The organism is Blautia sp. MSK.18.38 (genome assembly GCF_024460535.1).
Classification (GTDB): Bacteria; Bacillota; Clostridia; order Lachnospirales; family Lachnospiraceae; genus Blautia_A; species Blautia_A fusiformis.
In genome coordinates this window covers 1-22,089 of sequence record NZ_JANFYP010000014.1, presented here as the reverse complement: position 1 = coordinate 22,089, position 22,089 = coordinate 1, and the positions used below count along the sequence as shown (strand labels likewise).

18 protein-coding genes, 2 pseudogenes and 1 riboswitch are annotated in these 22,089 nt (G+C 42.1%); of the genes and pseudogenes, 19 read left to right on the top strand and 1 reads right to left on the bottom strand.

Annotated elements, in window-relative coordinates; translation table 11 throughout:
• Nucleotides 1–4 precede the first annotated feature (4 nt).
• The 19 genes and pseudogenes from tnpA to NE638_RS09950 all read left to right on the top strand — a co-directional run.
• Nucleotides 5–391, top strand: coding sequence for an IS66 family insertion sequence element accessory protein TnpA (tnpA, locus tag NE638_RS10040; RefSeq protein WP_059085448.1), 387 nt, complete (start codon nucleotides 5–7; stop codon nucleotides 389–391).
• Nucleotides 381–740, top strand: coding sequence for an IS66 family insertion sequence element accessory protein TnpB (gene tnpB, locus NE638_RS10035; RefSeq protein ID WP_015524382.1), 360 nt, complete (start codon nucleotides 381–383; stop codon nucleotides 738–740). The genes tnpA and tnpB overlap by 11 nt, the downstream gene beginning before the upstream one ends.
• Before the next feature lie 292 nt (nucleotides 741–1,032).
• Nucleotides 1,033–1,356: a hypothetical protein gene (locus NE638_RS10030; RefSeq protein WP_173746127.1), complete on the top strand. Its 324-nt coding sequence runs from the start codon at nucleotides 1,033–1,035 to the stop codon at nucleotides 1,354–1,356.
• A 272-nt stretch (nucleotides 1,357–1,628) separates the two neighbouring features.
• Nucleotides 1,629–1,985: pseudogene (locus NE638_RS10025) on the top strand (23S rRNA (uracil-5-)-methyltransferase RumA); the annotation flags it as partial.
• Between the two features lie 200 nt (nucleotides 1,986–2,185).
• Nucleotides 2,186–2,677, top strand: coding sequence for an IS110 family transposase (locus NE638_RS10020; protein ID WP_173746126.1), 492 nt, complete (start codon nucleotides 2,186–2,188; stop codon nucleotides 2,675–2,677).
• 289 nt (nucleotides 2,678–2,966) lie between these two features.
• Nucleotides 2,967–3,057: riboswitch (cyclic di-GMP riboswitch) on the top strand.
• Between the two features lie 232 nt (nucleotides 3,058–3,289).
• Nucleotides 3,290–6,496, top strand: a complete 3,207-nt coding sequence (locus NE638_RS10015) for a hybrid sensor histidine kinase/response regulator (RefSeq protein ID WP_110103024.1) — start codon at nucleotides 3,290–3,292, stop codon at nucleotides 6,494–6,496.
• Between the two features lie 180 nt (nucleotides 6,497–6,676).
• Complete coding sequence (locus NE638_RS10010; protein ID WP_022426332.1) at nucleotides 6,677–7,777, top strand: glycerol dehydrogenase; 1,101 nt, start codon at nucleotides 6,677–6,679, stop codon at nucleotides 7,775–7,777.
• Between the two features lie 157 nt (nucleotides 7,778–7,934).
• Nucleotides 7,935–8,870: a helix-turn-helix domain-containing protein gene (locus NE638_RS10005; protein ID WP_227588943.1), complete on the top strand. Its 936-nt coding sequence runs from the start codon at nucleotides 7,935–7,937 to the stop codon at nucleotides 8,868–8,870.
• Between the two features lie 86 nt (nucleotides 8,871–8,956).
• Nucleotides 8,957–9,469 carry a hypothetical protein gene (locus tag NE638_RS10000; protein ID WP_173739546.1) on the top strand — a complete coding sequence of 171 codons (513 nt, stop codon included), beginning with the start codon at nucleotides 8,957–8,959 and terminating at the stop codon, nucleotides 9,467–9,469.
• A 319-nt stretch (nucleotides 9,470–9,788) separates the two neighbouring features.
• A complete protein-coding gene (locus NE638_RS09995) occupies nucleotides 9,789–11,078 on the top strand; it encodes an ABC transporter substrate-binding protein (protein WP_015524390.1) in 1,290 nt (429 codons plus the stop codon).
• 90 nt (nucleotides 11,079–11,168) lie between these two features.
• Complete coding sequence (locus NE638_RS09990) at nucleotides 11,169–12,068, top strand: carbohydrate ABC transporter permease (protein ID WP_173739121.1); 900 nt, start codon at nucleotides 11,169–11,171, stop codon at nucleotides 12,066–12,068.
• Nucleotides 12,061–12,891: a carbohydrate ABC transporter permease gene (locus NE638_RS09985; protein WP_021651760.1), complete on the top strand. Its 831-nt coding sequence runs from the start codon at nucleotides 12,061–12,063 to the stop codon at nucleotides 12,889–12,891. Before NE638_RS09990 ends, NE638_RS09985 begins: the two co-directional genes overlap by 8 nt.
• Nucleotides 12,892–13,072: 181 nt before the next feature.
• Nucleotides 13,073–15,097 (top strand): beta-galactosidase, encoded by a 2,025-nt coding sequence (locus NE638_RS09980; RefSeq protein ID WP_161208589.1) that lies wholly within the window; start codon nucleotides 13,073–13,075, stop codon nucleotides 15,095–15,097.
• A gap of 88 nt (nucleotides 15,098–15,185) precedes the next feature.
• On the top strand, nucleotides 15,186–16,301 hold the full coding sequence (locus NE638_RS09975) for a phosphotransferase enzyme family protein (RefSeq protein ID WP_022426327.1): 1,116 nt from the start codon (nucleotides 15,186–15,188) through the stop codon (nucleotides 16,299–16,301).
• Between the two features lie 33 nt (nucleotides 16,302–16,334).
• On the top strand, nucleotides 16,335–18,497 hold the full coding sequence (gene gnpA / locus NE638_RS09970; protein ID WP_161208591.1) for a 1,3-beta-galactosyl-N-acetylhexosamine phosphorylase: 2,163 nt from the start codon (nucleotides 16,335–16,337) through the stop codon (nucleotides 18,495–18,497).
• A gap of 193 nt (nucleotides 18,498–18,690) precedes the next feature.
• Nucleotides 18,691–18,963 (top strand): YitT family protein, encoded by a 273-nt coding sequence (locus NE638_RS09965; RefSeq protein WP_243148839.1) that lies wholly within the window; start codon nucleotides 18,691–18,693, stop codon nucleotides 18,961–18,963.
• Nucleotides 18,939–19,529, top strand: a complete 591-nt coding sequence (locus NE638_RS09960) for a YitT family protein (RefSeq protein WP_420313935.1) — start codon at nucleotides 18,939–18,941, stop codon at nucleotides 19,527–19,529. Before NE638_RS09965 ends, NE638_RS09960 begins: the two co-directional genes overlap by 25 nt.
• Before the next feature lie 156 nt (nucleotides 19,530–19,685).
• A complete protein-coding gene (locus NE638_RS09955) occupies nucleotides 19,686–20,546 on the top strand; it encodes an alpha/beta hydrolase (RefSeq protein WP_144093255.1) in 861 nt (286 codons plus the stop codon).
• Nucleotides 20,547–20,629: 83 nt separating this feature from the next.
• Nucleotides 20,630–20,929 (top strand): annotated as a pseudogene (locus NE638_RS09950) (guanosine polyphosphate pyrophosphohydrolase); the annotation flags it as partial.
• 171 nt (nucleotides 20,930–21,100) lie between these two features.
• On the opposite strand, the gene NE638_RS09945 reads toward NE638_RS09950, so the two are convergent.
• The coding region (locus tag NE638_RS09945; protein ID WP_244094828.1) for a tyrosine-type recombinase/integrase at nucleotides 21,101–22,089 on the bottom strand (989 nt) is incomplete at its 5' end.

Genomic DNA, 22,089 nt, shown 5'->3' with positions numbered 1-22,089 from the left:
TCTTATGGATAAGATCACACGTCAGGTCCGCATTGAACATTGGACCCAGATCATGAATGAATGTTTGAACAGCGGTATGAATAAAACTGAATGGTGCCGGGCTAATGGGATCTCAGACAAACAATTCTTTTACTGGCAAAGGATTCTCAGAAAAGAAGCTTTTGCTGCTTCGACATCAAAGGACCTTTCGGTTATCACAGACCCGGCAGATGAAACCAGCCCACAAAAGATTTCGTTCGCAGAGATCAGCATTCCAATAAAACAGGAGTCTGTCAGAAATGGATTCCATCCGGATATCATCCTCCGAAAAGGACCGGTCTCTGTAGAGATATCCAATTCCGTTTCAGCAGAACTCCTGTCACGTATCGGAGATATCTTTCATGCTGAATGATGCTTCCGGGTTCCGCAGGATCTATCTCGCTACCGGCTACACAGATCTGAGACGTGGTATGGAGGGGCTTGCATCCATTATCAAGTTCAATTTTCAGCTGGATCCGTATCAAAAAGATATTCTGTTCCTGTTCTGCGGAAGACGTACTGACCGCATCAAAGGGCTGGTCTGGGAAGGCGACGGCTTCCTGCTTCTATACAAAAGACTGGAGTTGGGTGCATTCAACTGGCCCCGCACAAAAGAAGAAGCATTGGAGATCACCCCAGAGCAGTACCAATATCTCATGCAGGGACTGGAAATTGTTGCACGCCATCCGATCCAGGAAGTCAGACCGGATAAGATCTTATAAGATCCTGTGCAAAACAGAGAAAATAAAAAAACATCTTCCAATCATCATAAGTCCCGAAAAAGAGTTATCCACTTTTCATAATTCCGCTGCCTTCATTTATTCAGGAGTACTTTCAGGCCCCTTTACAGGGCTTGTGGATAAGTACTCTGAAAAGCCCGAAAAACTAATAGTTTTTTGAGTTTTTCAGAGTATTCATCTATTAGTAAAAATGACGAATACCCTGTCTGCCTGATTCGCTTTTTCTTTATCTTTGCGTTACAATAGGAACATCAGATAAAGGAGAACGGCATCCATGGCAAAAGTATATACAGAAGAAGTGGACATTGAAAGAGTAAAAGTGGACATTAAGAGTGGAGAAGTGGACATTGAAAGCACAAAAGTGGACATTCGAAATAAATTACTTTCTTTCTCAGATACGATTTCAGAAAAAACAATAAATCATACAGTAGAAATATTTTCAAAATGTGGAAAAGAAAATTGTTTCGGAAGAACGATAGTTGAAGAAATTACTGGATTAAAGCCATCAAGAGCTTCCAAGTTAATAAAACTGTTGGTTGATAGTGAGGTAATCGTACTTGTAACAGGACATGGAAAAGGAAAATATCGGTTTCAATAAAAGTGAACATTGAAAGGGTGTTAATGCCATTCGCAAAAATGCCCAAAACAAATCGGCGTACTGATATATTACCAAATATGGTAGCAGTATTTAGAATAATTTTGTATTATAAAAGTGTTACAAAATATCGGCGTACCCGCCACACGTTTACAAAATCAAACGGTCTGTACGCCATGTCTTAACCTTATGATTACAGATATTAGCAACCTGTCAAAGGGTGTAAAAACTCAGTAACTATGCGGGTTTGCGTACTGTTAAAGCAGTAAAAAACGACACCGCATGTGGAGACGGTAGTACTGCTTTCCCACAAAAAGCCAGACGGACATATCAACGTAAAAGTTGAGTTTGGCGAGGGTGAGGGAAAAGTTCCACTTGATAATATTGCTAAAAGAGCGGAAAGCTATAAGCCCAAAGAACGAGTGACCTACAAAATGATAAAGGAGTACATAGAAGCTAAATACGGCTTCAAAGTACATACCGCATATATTGCAGAGGTAAAGAGAGATTTAGGCTTGCCGATGTACGATGCTCCTAATGCGGTAGAGAAATTGAAACAGCCGAGGAAGCATCCAACTCCAGAGAAGGTTGAAGCAATAAAGGATGCATTGAAGCATTTTGAAGTGATTTAATAATGATGAGCGTATCATTAAAATAGTGGTACGCTTTTCTTTAAAATATTTGGGAAGCAATATATAAGTGCTGAATATGCTTGAAAGGAGCATTCCTGTAATTCATTAAAAGCGCCAATTGAATAAAAAAGAACCTCAAGGTATGATTGAGTTGCATCTTGGCGGATGTAAACAAAACAATCAAGCACTGGAGGTTCCAAATGAATTATACACAGAATGAAAAGATTGAGCAAGTAACAGATTCAACAATGGTTGTCGGAGTTGATATAGGAAGCCAGATACATTATGCAAGAGCTTTTGATAACAGAGGACGCGAACTTACAAAACGTATTTTTCCTTTTCATAACGATCTGGAAGGGTTCAATTCTTTCAACCTTTGGGCAGAGACACTTAAGACTGAGAATAAAAAGACTGCAGTTCTGATCGGCTGCGAGCCAACAGGTCATTACTGGTTTGCGTTTGCGAAGTATGTAAATGATCATCAGAAAAGATTAGTAATGGTCAATCCATTCTCGGTTAAGAAGATCAAGGAACTTGATGATAACAGTCCAAAGAAAACAGATTCAAAAGATCCAAAAACAATCGCAAAACTAGTTGTGGATGGGAGATATTCAATCCCATACATGCCAGAAGGCATTTATGCCGAAATAAGAGACCTGGTATACAGCCGTGAGCCTATATGGATAATCTGAGGCATAAGTGTCGTGAAGAGCCGTATGCCTGAATTGGGCACGTACGGATCTGTGGGGGATATACCTAGTAATAGGTGTTTCTACCCGACAATTTAGGACTCGTCAGAGGATGGTGATCCTGGTAGACATGAGAGGTTAGTTACGAGAGGTCCTCACCCACTGCTTATTGCTTTTCGCAACCTCCACAGGGGAGTTACTTGATTCGGTTAAAATATATGTAAATTTTCCACTAAAATATTATTGACGTAAGAAAAACCACATGGTATTTTATTTTTGGAAAAAATGAAAATTATTTTAAAGGCAAACCTGTTGAAAGGCAGGGTCGCAAAGCCAGAAGGGACTAAAGTCAGAAAGTTTGACCATGTCAGCCGGTTGCCACTGTTTCCATATCATCATAATATATGGAAAAGATGTTTGAACAGAAGAGATTCCGATACCTTTTATACTATATAGATGTGTGATTTTAAAGAATATAGTAGGGACACTGGCAGATTTTGGCAGATGTCCTTTTTGTATGCAAAAATGGGTAACGAAACTAGCAGGGACAGGTTTTCTGTATACAGATAAAAGCAGGATGAAGAAGGCATAAGACGGAGAGAGGACTTTTATAAAATGAAAAATTATGAAGACAAAATATATTCCTTAGGTGAGACTGTAACGGGGCAGACACAGGCCATGTCACAGGCCGTACAGAAAACACTGGAAAATAATGGCGGGGTAGGTATAATGACAGGATCTTATGACCAAAACCTGTCTATTTTGTCTGTGGATAATCTGCTGTTGCATAGTACAGGATATACATTCGATACTTTCATGGAACAGACAAAAGGCTCATTGAGAAATTTCTTTTATGACGAGGAAGATATACTGGAGCGAGACCGTTTTTTGCAGCTTCACGGAACAGGGGAAGCACAGATCCTTGCAGCAGACGGTACAGTGAATAATGTACGGCTTTGTAAAGAGGATGCGACAGATGAGGCGGGCAGACAGATCTGGGTTATGTCCGTACAGGTCAACTGGGATCATATAAATTTGGCACTGCTCAATGAGGCTATCTGTTCCGGCTTCTGGTATTTTGACTGTGACGAAAACAGTGAGATTGTGAATGCAAACTGGAGTCATGAATTTCGAAAAATGCTTGGTTATCATGACACCCTGGACTTTCCGAATAAACTGGAATCCTGGTCAGATCTTCTGCATCCACAGGATAAAGAAAGAGTAATGGTGCAGCTTCAGGCGGCAATTAAGGATAAGACGAACCAGATAAAATACCAGGTAGAGTATCGTATGAGAATGAAGGATAATCAATACCAGTGGTTTCGGGCATCGGCAGAAGTAATACGCCGTCTGGATGGTTCTGCCAGCAGGATTGCCGGGATTTTTATTAACATTGATGGGGAGAAAAAAGAAATCATGCAGGCACAAAAATCTGCTGCTTTCCACCGGGCTTTTACGAAAGCAGATTTGTGCGAGTATTATGTGAATCTGGAAGCGAATACTTTTGATACCTTTAAGGTTGAACCGTCCCTGATGACCGTCTTTGAACAGAGTCATACGTGGGATGAATTGATCCGGCATTTTGTGGATTCCTATGTTGTGGAGACAGATAAGAAGGCGGTATCCTCTTTTTACGACCGTGGTTATATTGCAGAAAGGCTGAAGGGGCTGGAAACCGAATTGGCTTTAGAGTGCCGTATCACTCTGAATGGAGAAGAACGATGGGTCCGCAATGTGGTCATACGTGGCGAAATAGAGGATTCAGAATATGCCATGATCTTTCTACGTGATATCACAGAGACAAAGGTAGAGAGCGCACGGCATCTGCAGATGGCAGCAGATAATGCTTCCATGGAGCAGCTGATCCAGAGCATAGTGCGTCTGGTTGACCGCTTTGTTGTCTGTGATCTGGAAAATGACAGATATGAATTCTACAATCTGAATGGACAGATGATATATAAACCTCTGGGATTTTATCATGATTTTCAGATGCAGGTTCTTGAAAAATATAAGACACTGGAACCATTGGAAGTTATAGATATCCTGATAGCCCCGGATAATATTCGGAAAAAACTGAAAAGTGAAAATGATATTTATAAGTTTGAGTATTGCAGCCTGGATGAAAAGACTTATAAAATCGCTTCTTATATTCCCTTGGAATGGAAGAATGGAAAGCTGGAAAAGGTATTGCTGGCATCCATGGATGTGACACAGGAGAAGAAAGCAGAGATTGAATCCCGTCAGGCACTGAAAGAGGCTTACCGGTCCGCAGAAAATGCAAATCGTGCGAAAACAGAATTCCTTTCCAATATGTCCCATGATATCCGGACACCAATGAATGCGATTGTGGGTCTGACAGCAATCGCAGGAGCAAATGTTGAGAGCCAGGACAGAGTCATTGAATGCCTCGGCAAGATCACAGAATCAAGCCGCCATCTGCTGGGGCTGATCAATGAAGTATTGGATATGGCACGCATTGAAAGTGGAAAAATGACACTGGCACAGGAAGATTTCAATCTGTCAGAGCTGGTAGATAATCTTATTACACTTACGAAACCGGTGCTTGATGAACATAAACATAATTTTGATATACACATCAATCATATTGAACATGAGGCTGTCTGTGGTGACAGCTTGAGGATTCAGCAGGTATTTGTGAATCTGATGAGTAATGCGATCAAGTATACACCGGATGGCGGGAATATTATTTTTTCCATAGAGGAAAAGCCAAATGGATTTTCAGAACTTGGATGCTATGAATTTACGATTGAGGATAATGGGATCGGTATGTCACCGGAATTCCAGAAAATCATGTTTGAGCCGTTCAGCCGCGCGGATGACCACCGGACAACCAGAGTCCAGGGAACTGGTCTGGGAATGGCAATCAGCAGAAATATTGTGAACCTGATGAATGGCACTATTAAAGTGGACAGTACCTTGCACAAGGGAACTAAAATCACAGTAACAATTTATCTGGAGCTTCAGGAAAAAGAAAAAGAACAGGACAGAAATCTGATGAATCTGCCGGTCCTGGTTGTGGATGATGATAGGACATGCTGTGAAAGTACAGTTGCAACATTAAAGGAAATCGGTATTATGGGTGAATGGGTTCTCTCTGGCAGGGAAGCGGTTGAGCGCTGTTATGCACGGCATGAGTTGAAAGATGATTACTTTGCTGTTATTTTAGACTGGAAGATGCCGGAGATGGATGGCATAGAAACAGCCAGACAGATCCGGAAGCGGATAGGAAAAGAGATCCCCATCATTGTACTGACATCCTATGAATTCAGCGAAATTGAAGAAGAAGCAAAGGCTGCAGGTGTAGATGCTTTTATTGCAAAACCGCTGTTCCGTTCCCGGCTGACGGCAACACTGCGGCAGTTTACTTCAGGAAGAAAAGAAAAAATAGCAAGAAATTATCTGGAGAAGCTGTCAGAATCAGACTACACGGGAAAAAGGATTCTGCTGGTTGAGGATAATGAGTTGAACAGAGAAATTGCTGGTGAAATTTTACAGATGACAGGTGCAAAAGTGGAAACGGCAGAAAATGGGAAAATTGCAGTTGAAAAAGTGGAAGCTTCTCCGAAAGGTTCGTATGATCTTGTTTTTATGGATATCCAAATGCCTGTCATGAATGGTTATGAGGCAACTGCAGCAATCAGGAGCCTTCCGGGTGAAAAGGGAAAACTGCCTATTGTTGCCATGACTGCCAATGCTTTTGCAGAAGATGTACAGCTGGCCAAAAATACAGGCATGAATGGACATATCGCGAAACCGCTGGATATGAATAAGCTGAATGATGTTCTGGAAAGCTGGCTGTAACTGATTTTCATGTGATCACAAAGTATATTACTAGGAACAGAGTGAACAGTAACAGTAACTCAGGTGATGCTGCATAAATCCTCAAATACTCCTTGCAATAAAAAAATACAGCAATTATAATATAAATACAAAAGCCGGATGCGGAGGCTGACTTCTGAAAACAAAGAAAGGAAGTATAAAATGGCGAAAATTTTAATCAGTCCGTCCAAATATTTACAGGGTGCGGGAGAAATGAAGAATCTTGGAACTTATGCTGCAAAGAGTGGAAAAAAAGCGTTGGTTCTGATCAGTAAAGGCGGATATAAAAGAATCGGTAAAACGATCGAAGAGAGCTTTGCTGAGAGTACCTGTGAGGTGGTTTTTGATTATTTTAACGGAGAATGCTGTAACAGTGAGATTGATCGTCTGGTAAAGATCGTAAAAGATGAGCAGTGTGATCTTACCATTGGTATTGGTGGAGGAAAGATCTTTGATACAGCGAAGGCAGTTGCATACTATGCGGGAACACCGGTATTTATCTGCCCGACGATCGCATCTACAGATGCCCCTTGCAGTGCTTTGTCTGTTATTTATACAGAAGAAGGAGTTTTTGAAAAATATCTGTTTCTTCCGGCGAATCCGAATCTTGTTCTGATGGATACAGATATCATCACCAAATCGCCGGTTCGTCTTACTGTGGCTGGTATGGGAGATGCACTGGCAACATATTTTGAGGCAAGGGCATGCAAGAGAAGCGGAGCAACTTCCTGTGCAGGAGGTAAGACAACAGAGGCTGCCATGGCACTGGCTGAACTTTGCTTTAATACCTTGATGGATGAGGGCGTAAAAGCTAAGATAGCTCTGGAAGCAGGCGTATGCACACCGGCAGTTGAGAAAGTGATTGAGGCTAATACACTTCTTTCTGGAATTGGTTTTGAAAGTGCAGGACTTGCAGGTGCACATGCGATCCATAACGGATTTACTGTACTGGAAGAATGCCATCATATGTATCATGGAGAAAAAGTTGCATTCGGAACCATCACACAGCTGGTACTGGAGAATATTCCCCAGGAAGATCTGGAAGAGATCATCTTATGGTGCATTGAAGTAGGACTTCCTGTTACTCTGGCAGAGCTTGGAGCTGGGAAGGTAACTGATGAGCAGCTTATGAAAGTTGCCACAACTGCATGTGCGGAGAATGATACACTTCACAACATGCCATTTGAAGTTACACCGGAAACTGTATTTGCAGCAATCAAAGCGGCAGATGCATATGGAAGATATTACCTGGATGAGGAATAAACAGATAAAAAGTAAATAGCTGATATAAAAATTGCAATCTGCGGAAACAAGAGTTATCAAGTATTGTTATCCTGCAGGTTGCTTTTTTTTATGTATGGCTGTAATATAACAGAAAGATCAGTAAATATTGGAAGAGAAGACATGCGGAGGAATATCTGTGGCAAAAAAACGAAAACCCAAAATGGAGCTTCGATATTATAAGATGCCGGAGGGGAGCCCCATCCTTGCATTGCTTGGACAGAAGTGGGTCCAGAATTATGGAAATGATGTGGATTACCTTCATTTTCACAATTGTCTGGAGATAGGCTTCTGTTATGAAGGACAGGGATTTTTGATCCTTGGAGAGGATAAGGTACAGTTTCATGGTCGGGAATTTACGGCGATCCCATCCAATTATCCACATACTACAAACAGTGATATCGGAACTATCAGCCGCTGGGAGTATCTTTTTATTGATGTAGAAGGATTCCTGGATAAATTTATTAATAATTCAGTAAAAAAAGAAAAAATCGTTCAGCGGATCAACTCCAGATCGCTTTTTCTGAATGAAAAAGAAAACCGATCCATGGCAGGTAAGATCCTTAAGATTCTGGATATCATGCGGGATGGAGAGGAATTTTATCTGGAAGAAGCTAAGGGAGTTTTGGCATCGCTTCTTGTGGAAATCGCAAGGATAAACCGAGATTCAGGCGAAGAACGTTACAGCGAAGGCAGAGGAAAAGTCATGGATATGATCTCCAGGTTCCAGGATTATATTTCGGATCATTACATGGAGGATCTTCGTATTGACGAACTGGCAGAATACTGTCATATCAGTGAAACTCATTTGCGCCGGATATTTACGACTTACATGAAGATGAGCCCGCTGGAATACATCAATACGATCCGTATCCAGGCGGCCTGTGATTATCTGAAAAAAACAGATCAGCCAATTGCAGATATAGCACATAAGTGTGGCTTTACCACCAATTCCACATTTAATCGGAATTTTCGTCAGGTTACGGGAATGACACCGCTGGAGTGGAGAAAACGTCCGGAGAACTATGAACAGCAGCTTCTTAAGTTTGACATCCATTCAGAGGAAGGCTGGTAAAACAACAAAACCAGATCTGTGGATCTGACACGACAGAACAGAAATATCAGACTGTATGCGGGCAGGCAGATAGAAAGAGGTAAGAAATGTACGATTACAGGATTGTGGAGCAGGTCTCCAGAAAAAAGAAACACATGTCAGGAGCTCTCAGAAAAGTAATGGTGATCTTTGCGGCAATTTTTGTACTGATGGGTATCACGATCTCTCAGGCATTCATGCTTCCGGGATTTCTTCTGGCGCTGCTTTACTTTGTTTATGACATATTTAGCCAGAGAGACTATGAATATATCATGGAAAACGGACAACTGACCATAGATGTAATCTATGGCAAAAAATATCGTAAAACAGCTCACGTGCTGAATCTTGAGGAGATGGAAGTGACTGCACCTCACTATCATGAAAAGGTGGCAAAATATAAAAAGAATGCCGGAACGGAGAAACTGAAAAAATACGATTATACCTCTTATGAAGATGATGTGCCTTACTATACCATGATCATTCAGGAAGATGGACGTAAAATAAAACTTCTTCTGGATCTGACAGAGGAAATGCTGCATACGATGAAAACGCAGTTTCCTGAAAGGGTTTATTTTGCATAATATACAGAAATGTTTGTGAAATATATATAAAAAACAATATGAAATTTTATGAAATAGAAACAAAAGCCTTCTTTTTTGACAAAAAATGTTCGCATAATGTCAAAAAAGAAGGCTTTTTTTGAAATTTTGATGAACGTAAAAAGAGAAAATCCTCAAAGTGCATATTTTTTGTAAAAATATAGCTGGATAATAGTGCACAATTAATAAAATGGTTGAAATTGCACATTATATGAGCAATTCTGCAAACTATAGAGGAAATGCGGATGCTATAATCTATTCATAAGCAAACGGGAAATGCTTAATAAAGGAGGAAAAGTAAATGAAGAAAAAATTACTCGCAGTATTAATGACAGGTATCATGGCAATGTCTTTTGCTGCAACTACTACAGCAGTATATGCAAAAGGTGATGACGATAACACCCTGACTGTATGGGCATGGGATCAGAACTTCAACATCAAGGCTATGAATATTGCAGGTGAGCAGTATGCAAAGGATCACGAAGGATTCAAGGTTGATGTAGTTGAGACATCTTCTGATGACTGCCAGACCAAACTTACAACAGCAGCAAACGCCGGAGATTACAGCACACTTCCGGACATCGTTCTGATGCAGGACAACAGCTATCAGAAATATCTGAAGAGTTATCCGGATGCTTTTACAGATCTGAAGGATATGGATATCAACTGGGATGATTTCGGAAAACTGAAACAGTCCTACTCCATGGTAGATGACACACATTACGGAGTTCCGTTTGATAACGGTGCAACAATTGCCTGCTATCGTACAGATATCCTGGAAGAAGCAGGATATACCATTGATGATCTTACAGATATCACATGGAGCAAATTCATGGAGATCGGAAAAGACGTTCACGAAAAAACAGGTAAATATCTCCTTACAAGTGAAGCAACAGGTGGCGATACTCTGATGATGATGATCCAGTCCTGTGGAGCAAACTTCGTAAATGATGACGGAGAGGCTTATATCGTTGGCAACGATGTAGCAGAGAAATGCGTAGATCTTTATGTGGATCTTGTAAAGAACAATGTTGTTAAATTAGTAAATAACTGGGATGAGTACATCTCCACGATCACAGGCGGAGAGGCTGCCGGTATCGTTAACGGTAACTGGATCACAGCTACACTGATGGGAACAGAGGATCAGAAGGGTCTGTGGCAGATCACAACAATGCCGAAAGTTGACGGCGTTGATACAGCTACAAACTATGCAAACAATGGCGGATCTTCCTGGTACATTACATCCAACTGCAAGAATGTAGAGCTTGCTGAGGACTTCCTTGCAAGCACATTTGGTTCCAGCACAGACTTCTATGATGCAATCCTTCCGGAAACAGGTGCAATTTCCTGCTACCTGCCGGCTGGTGAGTCTGAGGTTTACAATGAGCCAAGCGAGTTCTTCAATAACCAGCCGATCTTCTCAACAATTGTAGAGTACTCTTCACACATTCCGGAATTTACAAAAACTCCGTACCACTATGAGGCAAGAGAGTGCATCAACACAGCTGTTGTTAATATTGTAAACGGCGCAGATAAAGAATCTGCACTTCAGGAAGCACAGGATACACTGGCATTCAAGATGACAGAGTAAAGCTGAAATATTAATGAAATACAGGGCAGGGGACTGCATGCAGTCCCTTGTCTTATGTAAAGGTTTAGATGTTTGAAAGGAGGAGTTCCTGTGAATTCCAAAAAAAGTGGCATGTCTCTGGTAGCGAAACAAAGAGCGGCCGGCTGGATCTTTCTGGCACCGGCAACCATTATGATCGCTGTCATGAGTTTTTATCCGATGATCCGCGCATTTATCATTTCTTTACAGACAGGTGCCGGAGCAAACATGAGGTTTGCGGATCCGATCTTCAGTAACTATAAACGTATTATGATGGATAAGGTATTCCAGCAGTCCATTGTCAATACATTTCTGTATCTTATTATCCAGGTGCCGATCATGCTGATCCTTGCGATCCTGCTCGCACAGCTTCTGAATAACAAGGATCTGAAATTTAAAGGCTTTTTCCGTACATGTGTATTTCTTCCATGTGCAACATCTCTTGTATCTTATTCTCTGATCTTCCGTTCTATGTTTGCAACAGACGGTCTGATCAACAGCATCCTGATCAAACTTGGAATTTTAACAACTGGCTATAACTTCCTGGGTAACTCCACAAGTGCAAAGATCGTGATCATCATCGCACTGATCTGGAGATGGACAGGATATAACATGGTGTTCTATCTGGCAGGTCTTCAGAATATTGAATATTCTGTATACGAGGCAGCAAAGATCGATGGTGCCAATGGCTGGAAGACCTTCTGGAAAATTACCGTACCACTTCTGAAACCGACAATTATCATGACATTTATTATGTCGATCAATGGTACACTGCAGTTGTTTGATGAGTCTGTCAACCTGACAAAAGGTGGCCCGGCGAACTCAACCATCACAATGTCCCATTATGTTTATAATACATGCTTCATCAACGTGCCAAACTTCGGATATGCGGCAGCAATGTCATTTATCATATTTATCATGGTAGCGATCCTGGCCTTTATCAATTTGAAAGTAGGTGATACACGTGACTGAGAAAAAGAATAAATCCGCAATTCAGAGAAGATTGATCCCTACATATATTTTTCTGATCATCGTATCATTTATCTCTGTATTTCCACTGTACTGGATGATCTCTGCGGCAACCAATACATCCACAGATGTATCCAGAGGCCGTATCCTTCCGGGTACATATTTTATGCAGAACTTTAAAAACCTGACTGCACAGCAGCCGCTGTGGAGAGCTCTTGGAAACTCTCTGTTTTATGCAGTTCTTACTACAGTGATCTGCCTTCTGATCTGTTCTATCGCAGGTTATGGCTTTGAGGTATATCATGACAGATGGAAAGACAGACTGTTTTCCACCCTGCTTCTTGCAATGATGGTTCCGCAGGTTGCAACGATGGTTCCTTTATTTAAGATGTTTTCAAAAGCCGGACTCTTAAATACAGCGGTAGGTTTTATCCTTCCGATCATTTCCACACCATTTATGATCATGATGTTCCGTCAGAATGCCAGAGCATTTCCTATCGATATCATTGAGGCAGCACGGATTGACGGATTAAGCGAGGTAAGGATCTTTTTCCAGATGTTTATCCCGACTATGAAATCTACTTATGCGGCGGCAGCAGTTATCACATTTATGAATGCATGGAATTCCTATCTGTGGCCGAAGGTAATCATGACAGATAATAAGGCGATGACCATGCCGATGTTGATCGCCAATCTGATCACAGGATATGTAACGGATTACGGCATGCTGATGTGCGGCGTATTATTCTGTTCCATTCCGACCATGATCGTATTCTTCGTATTACAGAAACAGTTCGCAGAGGGTATTACTGGAGCTGTAAAATAATTTTAAAACAAAAAGGATGCTGCTGAAATCTTTAGGTATATTGTATAATATGCTTTAACTGGATCACGCAGCATTCTTTTTATACCAGATCAACTGTGGATCAGTTGCCTGGTATAAAGCTTCGTAGCGGAGCGGATGACTTTGTCCGCTTGATGCGAATAAATCATAAGGAGATAAAAAAATGGCAGAGCAGATCAGATACGGCCATTATCTGCACGGCGGCGATTACAACCCTGAGCAGTGGCTGGACAGACCGGATATTCTGAAAAAAGATATCGAATATTTCAAAAAAGCCCATATCAATACCGTTTCCATGGGAATGTTTTCCTGGGCAGTGCTGGAGCCGGAAGAGGGGAAATATAACTTTGACTGGCTGGAAGAAGTGATCGATAATCTGTATAAAGAAGGAATTTATACGATACTTTCCACACCATCCGGAGCAAGACCGAAATGGATGGCAGATAAATATGAAGAAGTTCTTCGCATGGATCCGGATCGCACAAGAAGATTTTTCGGTGGAAGACATAATCACTGTTATACTTCTCCAGTATACAGGGAAAAAGTCTACAATATTAATAAGAAGCTTTCTGAACGTTTCGGAAAACATCCCGCAGTGCTTTTGTGGCATATTTCCAATGAATATGGCGGAGAATGCCACTGTCCTCTGTGCCGGGAAAAATTCCGGGAATGGCTGAAAGAAAAATACGGGACCATCGAAAATTTAAATTCCAGCTGGTGCACAACGTTCTGGAGCCATACCTATAACAGCTTTGATCAGATCGAAAGTCCTTCGCCAAAGGGGGAAAATGCTCTTCATGCACTTACCTTGGACTGGAAACGTTTTGTTACAGACAGGACTGTGGATTTTATGAAGCATGAGATTTCTGCGATCCGTGCAGGTGGTTCCGAGCTTCCGGCAACCGCCAATCTGATGTATGACTACAACGGACTGGACTATAAAAAATTTAAGGATGTTATGGATATTGCATCCTGGGATAATTATCCAAGCTGGCATAAAAAAGACAATTATACCACAGCGTTGGACGGAGCCATGCAGCATGATCTTATGCGAAGCATCAAGAAAGCACCGTTTCTTCTGATGGAATCCTGTCCCTCTGCGACCAACTGGAAGCCTATCAACAAGCTGAAAAAACCAGGAATACATCTGGCTGCCTCTCTGCAGGCAGTTGCTCATGGTTCAGACAGTGTTCTGTATTTCCAGCTTCGTCAGAGCCAGGGAGCCTCTGAGAAATTCCATGGTGCGGTGATCGATCACTACGGTGGGGATGATACCCGTATTTTCCGCGAAGTGACAGAGGTAGGAGAAGCGTTGGAGCAGATCCGGGAAACTGCTGGAAGCGTGACGAAGTCTCCGGTGGCTGTTCTCTATGACCGGGAAAATGACTGGGCGCTGAAGGATGCGCAGGGACCTCGAAACGAGGATATGCATTATCAGGAAACTGTACTGAAACAGTATCGTGCTCTCCGAAGAAAAGGCTATAATACAGATGTCATCAATATGGAACATGATCTGTCCCGGTACCGTTTGGTAACGGCACCGATGGCCTACATGTTTTATCATGGATATGCCGAAAAGCTTCGCGCTTTTGCAAAAAACGGTGGTACTTTGGTAATTTCCTACTGGTCCGGACTTGTAGATGAAACAGATAAATGTTATCTGGAGGGAACCCCTCACGGACTGATGGAAGCAGCTGGTATCCGTACGGAAGAGATCGATGCACTTTATGACTGGGAAGAAAACGTAGGTATCCCGGAAACAGGAAATCATCTCAGACTTACAGAAAGCTATACCTGTAAAAATCTCTGCGAGCTTGCAGAGGTTTCCGATGCGGAAGTACTGCTGCGTTATGGAAGGGATTTCTATCAGGGGTATCCGGTACTGACTCACAAGAAATATGGAAAAGGCCATGTTTACTATGTAGCGGCAGATATGGAAGCAGCCTTTTATGAGGATTTTCTGGGAAGGGCAGCAGAGGAAGCAGGCGTGAAGATGCCGCTTACATTTATACCGGAAGGTATTTCTGTGACAACCAGAGAAAATGAGGATACGGAATATCTGTTTATCCAGAACTTCGGAGAAAAGACAGAAACAGTTTCTGTCTCGGGGGATTACGAAGTTCTCTACGGATCAACAGATGAAAATATTGCTCCGCTTGCCACCAGGATTTTAAAGCGGAAAAAATAATCACAGTAAAAAACACAGCAAAAAGTATAAAGCATATTTGTTTTCGGACGGTATGCTTTTTACTGCTGTCTGGGAAAGAGAAGGTAAAATGGCAGGTACACCAAAAGAAGAGATAAAAAGAATAGCGGATCAGTTTGCATTTACCGGAGAACTGGTTTCCTGCGGCCCCTGCGGAAGCGGGCATATCAACGAAACCTATATGCTTAGATATCGGATCGGAGAGATGGGGTCCATTAAGGTGATCCTTCAGAAGATCAATCGGGAGATCTTTCAGAAACCGGAAGAACTGATGGAGAACATTGCCGGAGTCACCGGGCATCTGAAAAAGAAAGTTCTTCAGAAGGGAGGAGATCCGGAACGGGAGGTTCTGAACCTGATTCCGACAAAGGACGGGAAGGCATTCCTGACAGATGAAAACGGAGAATGCTGGAGAGCTTATATTTTTATTACCGATGCAGTAAGCTATGATCTGGCAGAAAAACCGGAGGATTTTTATGAAAGTGCAGTTGCATTTGGAAAATTCCAGGAAATGCTAGCAGATTACCCGGCAGAGACTCTGCATGAAACGATAAAGGATTTCCATGATACAAAGAAACGTTTTCAGACTTTGAAAAATGCCATAGAGAAGGACAGCTGTCATCGTGCCGCATCCGTAAAAGCAGAGATCGCATTTGCGTTTCAGCATGAGTATCTGGCAAATGTATTCGGTGAGCTTCTGGCAAAAGGTGAGGTGCCCCTTCGGGTAACACACAACGATACGAAGCTGAATAACGTTATGATCGACCTGGAAACAGGAAGGGGAATCTGTGTAGTGGACCTGGACACGGTTATGCCGGGACTTGCTATGAATGATTTTGGAGATTCCATTCGTTTCGGGGCCAGCACTGCATTGGAGGATGAGAAAGATTTAAGCAAAGTTTCCTGTGATATGGAGCTCTATGAAATCTATGTAAAAGGCTTTCTGGAAAGCTGTGGAGATAAGCTCAGTGCAAAAGAGATCGAGATGCTTCCCATGGGAGCTAAGGTGATGACTTATGAATGCGGCATTCGCTTTCTTACCGATTATCTGGAAGGAGATCATTATTTTAAGATCGACCGGGAAGAACATAATCTGGACCGCTGCCGCACACAGTTTAAGCTGGTGGCAGATATGGAACAGAAATGGGATACTATGCAGACGATCGTGAAAAAATATCAGAAATAAAAAAACAGGGATTTTTACAATGGAGGTAAAGCGATGAGCGAAACAAAAGGAAGAGTGACTATTCCGACAGATCTGGATGTGATTCCGGAGACACTGAAAATGCTGGATGAGTGGGGTGCAGATGCCATCCGTGACTGTGACGGAACGGAATTTCCAGCAGAACTGAAGAAAACCGGCGCAAAGATTTATGCAACCTATTATACCACCAGAAAGGACAATGCCTGGGCAAAGGCCCATCCGGAAGAAATCCAGCAGATGTATATCATGACATCTTTTCACACGGCAGTGTCGGATACTCTGGAGATCCATCTGATGGATCATCTGTATCCGGATATGCTGGCTGTGAATACAAGAGATGATATCAGAAGATGGTGGGAAGTCATTGACCGGACTACAGGGGAAGCTGTCAGTACAGAGGAATGGTCATACGATGAAGAAAACGGAAATGTTGTGATCAGGCCGGCGAAAGAGTTTCATGAGTATACGGTAAGCTTTCTTGCATATATCATGTGGGATCCGGTACATATGTACAATGCAGTTGTCAATGACTGGAAGGATGTAGAGCCTCAGATCACTTTTGATGTGCGTCAGCCCGCAACACGTGCACATTCCATGGATCGCCTCCGCAGATTTCTGGATTCCCATGATTATGTGAATGTAGTACGATTTACTACCTTTTTTCACCAGTTCACACTGATCTTTGATGAGATGGCACGGGAAAAATATGTAGACTGGTTCGGATATTCTGCTTCGGTGAGTCCCTATATCCTGGAACAGTTTGAGCAGGAAGTGGGATATAAGTTCCGCCCGGAGTTTATCATTGATCAGGGATATATGAACAACACTTATCGGATCCCGTCGAAAGAATTTAAAGATTTCCAGGCTTTCCAGAGACGGGAAGTGGCGAAGCTTGCAAAGGAAATGGTAGACATTGTCCATGAATACGGAAAAGAGGCCATGATGTTCATGGGCGATCACTGGATCGGTATGGAGCCCTTTATGGATGAGTTTGCTTCCATCGGGCTGGATGCGGTAGTGGGAAGCGTCGGAAACGGAGCGACCTTACGTTTGTTCAGTGATATTAAACATGTAAAATATACAGAGGGAAGATTTCTGCCGTACTTTTTCCCGGACACCTTCCATGAGGGCGGGGATCCTGTAAAAGAGGCAAAAGTAAACTGGGTGACTGCAAGAAGAGCTATCCTTCGAAGTCCGATCCAGAGAATTGGATACGGCGGTTATCTGAAACTGGCTCTGGAATTTCCGGATTTTGTACAGTATATCAAGGAAGTCTGCCAGGAATTCCGTGTGCTCTACGACAATATCCAGGGAACCACACCGTACTGCGTAAAACGTGTGGCAGTTTTAAATTGCTGGGGAAAAATGCGCTCCTGGGGCAACCATATGGTACATCATGCCATCTATTACAAGCAGAATTATTCCTATTTCGGAATTATCGAGGCATTAAGTGGTGCGCCTTTTGATGTGTCCTTTATCAGCTTTGATGATATCCGTCAGGATAAAGATCTGCTGAATGATTTTGATGTGATCATCAATGTAGGTGATGCGGATACTGCACAGTCCGGTGGTGAGAACTGGGCAGATCCGAAGATTCTTACAGCTGTGCGGAAATTTGTCTATAATGGCGGCGGATTTATTGGCGTCGGTGAACCGGCAGCTCATCAGTGGCAGGGAAAATTCTTCCAGCTGGATGACATCCTTGGTGTAGAGGAAGAAAGAGGATTTAATCTTAATACAGATAAATACAACTGGGAAGAGCATAAAGATCATTTTATCCTGAAGGATACAGACGGAACCGTAGATTTCGGTGAGGGGAAAAAGAATATCTTCGCACTTCCGGATACGAAGATCCTTATCCAGAAAGATCAGGAAGTCCAGATGGCAGTAAAAACCTTCGGAAAAGGCAGAGGTGTTTACATCAGCGGACTTCCGTACAGCTTTTGCAACAGCCGTATTCTTTACAGAGCCGTACTCTGGTCAGCGGCAGCGGAAGGTGAGCTTCACCGTTGGTTTTCTTCCAATTATAATGTGGAAGTACATGCTTATGTGAAAAATAAAAAGTATTGTGTGGTAAACAACACCTATGAGCCACAGGACACTACGGTTTACACAGGGGATGGAAAGAGCTTTGATCTTCATCTGGAAGCTAATGAGATCCGCTGGTATCAGATCTGAGAAAGCAGGATACAGGTTTACTGATAAAGAAAAGCTGTGAAATTGTCGGAGGGCGTTGACAGAGAAAAAAACTTATAATATAATAAATCCATTCCAAAAGTAGGAAAACAAAGCTGTTGTAATAGAGAAAATCTATTATAACAGCTTTTTGCTATTGTTGACAAACAATTTTACTTACAAAGAGGAGGACTTTATGAACAAAAAGATCAAAACCCTGTTTTCCTATCTGATGATCATTGTGGGAGCGATCCTGGCCAGTTTTTCTGTTGCCTGTATTTTGCTTCCCAATGATGCCATCGATTACGGAACTGCCGGAATCGCCATTATCATAAGCAAGCTGACAGGGTATAACCTGTCGTTATGTGTGCTGCTTGTGTTTCTGCCGTTTCTCATAGCTGGGGTGTCATTCTTATCGGTAAGTATTTCTTTGCAAAAACGTTCGTGGGCTTTGTTGTCTACACAATAGGTCTTTCCTACTTTGAAAAAATCCCTTTTGAGCTGAATACAGAGCATTTTATTGCAGTAGTCTTTGGAGGTGCGATCCTTGGTGTGGGACTGTCTCTGATCCTTCGAAACGGTGGCTGTATTGACGGTTCTGAGATCTTTGCCAATATCATTGTAAAAAAGATCTACAATCATTCCGGAAAGGACTACAGTATTTCCTACATATTGATCGCATTTAATGCGTGTGTATATGGAGCTGTGTTTGTACTTCTTGATAGAGATTCCGCACTTTTAAGTCTTCTGGTATACATTGTGGCGACTTCCATCATCGATCATTTCACAGATCATTTTGAGGCACTGAAACAGGTGACGATCATCACAAAGGATCCTGATGCGATCATCTGTGATATTAAAGAGGAACTGAATAAAACCTGTACCATCATTAACTCTTCCGGCGTGATCGCAGGAGAGAACAAGACCCTGATCTGCTATGTAAATTATTTTGAACTGCAGAAAGTAAAAGAGATCATTTCAAGGAATAAAGGATCTTTCAGTACCGTTTCCACCATTGACGAGATCCTGCGGTAAGGCATGTCTGTAAATGAGAATGCAGATATTTCTTTGCAGAAAAAGAGTGCTTTTTCTCCGAAAAATAAAAGCAGAAAAAGCAGTATTGTGATAAAATAGAAGAAAAATATTTCAAAGACAAACTAAAATGATCAGAAGAAAAGAGGTAGATAGATTATGATAAAAGCAGAAAAAAAGACACTGAAGCTTTCGGCAGAGAAGCCTCAGTATATTACAGTAAATGATATTACTTACGCACAGGTGGATTCCTGGTTCGGACATTGCAGGCGGGATCTGAAACTGGATATAATCTACCCGGAAACAAAAGATGGAAAAATCTATCCCTGCATCCTCTGGATCTGCGGAGGCGCATGGCTGATGATGGATAAATCCGCACATAATCTTTATCTGAGCAGATTGGCATCCAGTGGCTTTGTAGTGGCAAGTGTGGAGTATCGTACTTCTAATCAGGGCCCGTATCCCATGCCGCTGCAGGATGTAAAGGCAGCTATCCGTTATCTGAAAGCCCATGCAGACCGGTTCCGCATCAACAAAGAGCAGATAGGAGTTATGGGAGAGTCTGCCGGAGGATATCTTACCTGTATGGCTGCGCTGGACAATGATCCGGCTCTGGATGTGGGAGAGTATCTGGAAGAATCCAGTAAGGTACAGGCTGCCTGCCCATGGTATCCGCCTACGGATCTTTCCGCATTTCCGTGTGAATCTGCAGAAAAATGTGCTTCTTCCGCAGAATCCCTTCTGCTTGGATTTAATTCCATGTTAAATAAAGAAAAGGCATACCAGAGCAGTCCGGTTTCCAAGGTTACGAAGGATGCACCGCCATTTCTGATCATCCATGGCAACTGCGATCAGGTCGTTCCTTATGTTCAGTCGGAAACTTTATACGGACTTCTGGAGAAAAAAGACTGTGATGTTACTTTGCTGACACTGGATGGTGCAGACCATGCAGATATCCAGTTTTTCCAGGATGAGGTATGGAACCGGATCGCAGAGTTTTTCCATGAAAAACTGAAATAAATAAAAGACAGGAGCACAGATCATCCAGCAGTTGTTGTAAATATGTGATCTTGAAAAGACTAAAATAGAAAAGAGAAACACAAATGATAACATTAAACGATTATCTGTATTCCGGAGATACTCTTCTCCGGATACTGAAGAAATACATTCGGGATCTTAGGACAGAGGCGAAGAAAAAACATAATGAGATCGATCTGGTACACTGTAATTTTTTGATCCAGATCCAGGAGCTTCTGGAGCATAATGATTTCCTCACTGCCCAGTCTCAGAAGATCCGGGAATTTTATAAATATATGGCAGGGGAATATCCGTTTCTGGCGTTTACCTTCAAGGGAAGAATCAAATCCCTGATCCGTGCGGAGGAAAAATTTAACGGATATGTATAAGAAATTATATATGTCTTTTTGACTATCTTTTTATATCTTCCTAAATGTCCGCAAAGCCTTATTTTATCGGCTCTACGGGCATTTTGCTTTTGTGGTAAACCTTGCATATCTAGGTCTATTTTCTTATATTTTCCCTGTCAATCGTGGTTAAAATCGTGGTAAATACTTCTATGCGATTAGACGCTGAACCTCTGATTTTGCGGTATCTATGGACGCATGAGCGTACCAGTTCATTGTGATACTAATGTTTGAATGTCCCATGATATACTGTAAATCTTTTGGGTTCATGTTCTTGCTTGCCAGTCTTGTGCAGAATGTATGGCGTAGCGTATGCGGTGTGATATGTGGCAAGGGATTGTCCTTGTGGTGCTTGTTATATTTCTTTACCATACGGACAAATAAGGCGTTGTAATCAATCGCAACTTTGGGCTTGCCTTTATGATTGACAAATAAGAAATTGCTCTGTCCGTCTATCACAAATGGTTCTGCCTTTGGGCGTTTCTTCATAACCCGTTGAAATGCCTGTATTGTTTCTCTACTTAATGGCACTTGTCTTATTCCGCTTTTCGTCTTAGGCGTTTCAATATAATAGCCCTGTTCCTTGCTCTTTAGTAACTGGTGGTCGATAATTACAACTTCATTCTTGAAATCAATATCAGCTACTGTCAGTCCGCACAGTTCCGAGATACGAAGTCCAGTCTTTAACAGTATCAGCACATCATCATAATGCTTGTGATACACATTGTCTGTCTTGATAAATGAGAGTAAGGCTTGTTCCTGTTCCTCTGTCAATGCGACTTTCTCTTTGGTATCATTTTCTAGGACTTCACTTAACTTGAAATCAAAGGGATTTTTCCTTACGCAATCGTCTTGTATGGCGATATAGAATGACGCTTTTAACGAGCGTTTATGGTTGTTAATGGTATTGTAGGAAAAGCCTTTGTCTTTCATGCGTAACGCCCATTCTTTAGCGTCAGAGGGCTTGATTGTATCAATACTCCTAGCACCTAACTTGTCCTCTTTCAATAACCGCATGAGTTGTTCCCGTTGTTTCTGTGTGCTTTTCTTCACATTTGCCCTTTGTGCGTTCTGTTTGGCATAAAGTTGGCAAAGCGTCATTTTCTTGCCTGTGCTGTCGATACCGTCCTCAATATCCC